Below are 1,670 nucleotides of genomic sequence, written 5' to 3'. Positions count from 1 at the left end.
GTTCGTCGTCTCCGACGACCATCCGGGGCTCAGGGCGGCAATCCGCGAAGTGCTGCCCGAAGCGGTCTGGCAGCGCTGCTACGTGGGGCCGTTGAGAAAGTTGATTCCCGCACGTGGTGGGAACCAAAGAGGCTCAGGCTGTCATGCCTGTCGGGATGCCGGCCAGGCTTCCTCGATCGGCACCATTGGCCGCGTCAGCAGCACCAGCCCCAGCAAATGGGCCAACAAAGCGGCTGCCAGCCTTTTGAGATTCACCGCCGCCGCCGTGAGATAGGCTTGGATTCTCATATTGGCGAGGCCGCGCCGAATCGCCCGGGCGAGGCCATGCCAGGTCTTGGCCTCGCCATGGTAGCCTTCCGAGCGCCACCGATGGCGCTGGTAGAGATGCTTGTCCTCCTCCGACCATCGCTCACGACGCCTGCGCGCCCTCAGCAATGCCGGATAATCATTCCCCACCACGACCGCCTTGTTGACGCGCCCTTTGGACAGGCAAATGGAAGCAAGGTCACAGCCTGCGCAATCTCTGGCGCGCGAATAGAAGAAACGTCCATACTTCAAGGGCCGCTTAGGGCGTAGGATCTTGCCTCGAAGACACTTCAAGATGTCGTGCTTGGCATCGTAACGGAAGCGACGCAGCGGGACCGGGCTGCGGATCGGCTCCGTCTTGGCTGGGATCAATGCATCGATGCCGCGTTGCTCGAAAGCGGCGAACACTTTCGCATAGGCATAGCCGGCATCGGCAGTGACGGTTTGGACGGATAAGCCCGTCGCCTTCACAGCGGCGTCAATCCGCTCCACGATCATCTGCCCCTCGTTGATCTCGCCGGTGGTCACCGCGACGTCGAGAACCACGCCGCGCAGATCATCGACGACGGCATGCTGCTTGTAGGCCGGCTCAAGTCGGCGATTGCGGGCGCTTGTCGCCATGGTGGCATCCCGGTCGCTTACGCAAATCTTCTTGAACTTGCCGGTCTTGCGGCTCTTCCTTGCCGCCGCTTCCGCTTCCTCGTTCGCAGCGTTCACCGCCTCGACATGGCGAACCGCCAAGCTGTCCCAGCTTACGTCGGCTCGGATCAGCGAAGCATCGACGTGAACGATCTCGCCCTTGGCGATCTTGGCCTTGATGCAGGCCTGCACTGTGCGCTCAAAGATCCGGCGAAATCGTGCCTCGCCCCAGCGCTGGCGGATGCGTGTCAGGGAGGAGTGGTCGGGAAGTGCTTCGTGGAGACCGTAGCCGACAAACCAACGGATCGCGATGTTGACCTGCGCCTCTCGCATCAGCCGGCGGTCATGCACAATTCCAAGCAGGAAACCGGCGAGCATCAGTCGGACCGCAACCTCAGGATCAATGCCCGGGCGGCCATTGTCGGTGCAGTAGAGGTTCGCCACCTCGTCACGCAGCCAGGACAGATCCAGCACACGGTCGACCCGCGCGAGAATATGATCATCAGGAACAAGCTGCCGTAGCGAGCCAGTCATGAATAGCTCAAGCTGATCGCGCTCCTTGCGTCCCAGCATCGCGAACCCTCCAGAGAATCAACGACTTCCCAATTGAATCAGTAGGAGGAGACTTCTTCAACGGCCCCTACGTGCACTTCCTCAGAAACGCGCTCGACTACGTGCCGCGCAAGGTCGACGACGATTGCCTGATGGAGCTCAGATGGTTCTAC

1 protein-coding gene and 1 pseudogene are annotated in these 1,670 nt (G+C 61.3%); one reads left to right on the top strand and one right to left on the bottom strand.

Annotated elements, in window-relative coordinates; genetic code table 11:
- Nucleotides 1-106 (top strand): annotated as a pseudogene (locus tag NKH59_RS33270) (transposase); the annotation flags it as partial.
- Between the two features lie 35 nt (nt 107-141).
- Here NKH59_RS33270 and NKH59_RS33265 read toward each other — a convergent pair.
- A complete protein-coding gene (locus NKH59_RS33265; protein WP_502908735.1) occupies nt 142-1,518 on the bottom strand; it encodes a transposase in 1,377 nt (458 codons plus the stop codon).
- Nucleotides 1,519-1,670 lie beyond the last annotated feature (152 nt).

Origin of the sequence: Mesorhizobium sp. M0998 (genome assembly GCF_040318885.1) — a bacterium.
Classification (GTDB): Bacteria; Pseudomonadota; Alphaproteobacteria; order Rhizobiales; family Rhizobiaceae; genus Mesorhizobium.
Note: the sequence above shows the minus strand (reverse complement) of the source record. Positions and strands in the feature narration are given on the sequence as shown.

Bases quoted from the DNA above. Each gene is read 5' to 3' on its own strand.
- NKH59_RS33265 (WP_502908735.1), bottom strand. From the start codon at position 1,518: ATGCTGGGACGCAAGGAGCGCGATCAGCTTGAGCTATTCATGACTGGC.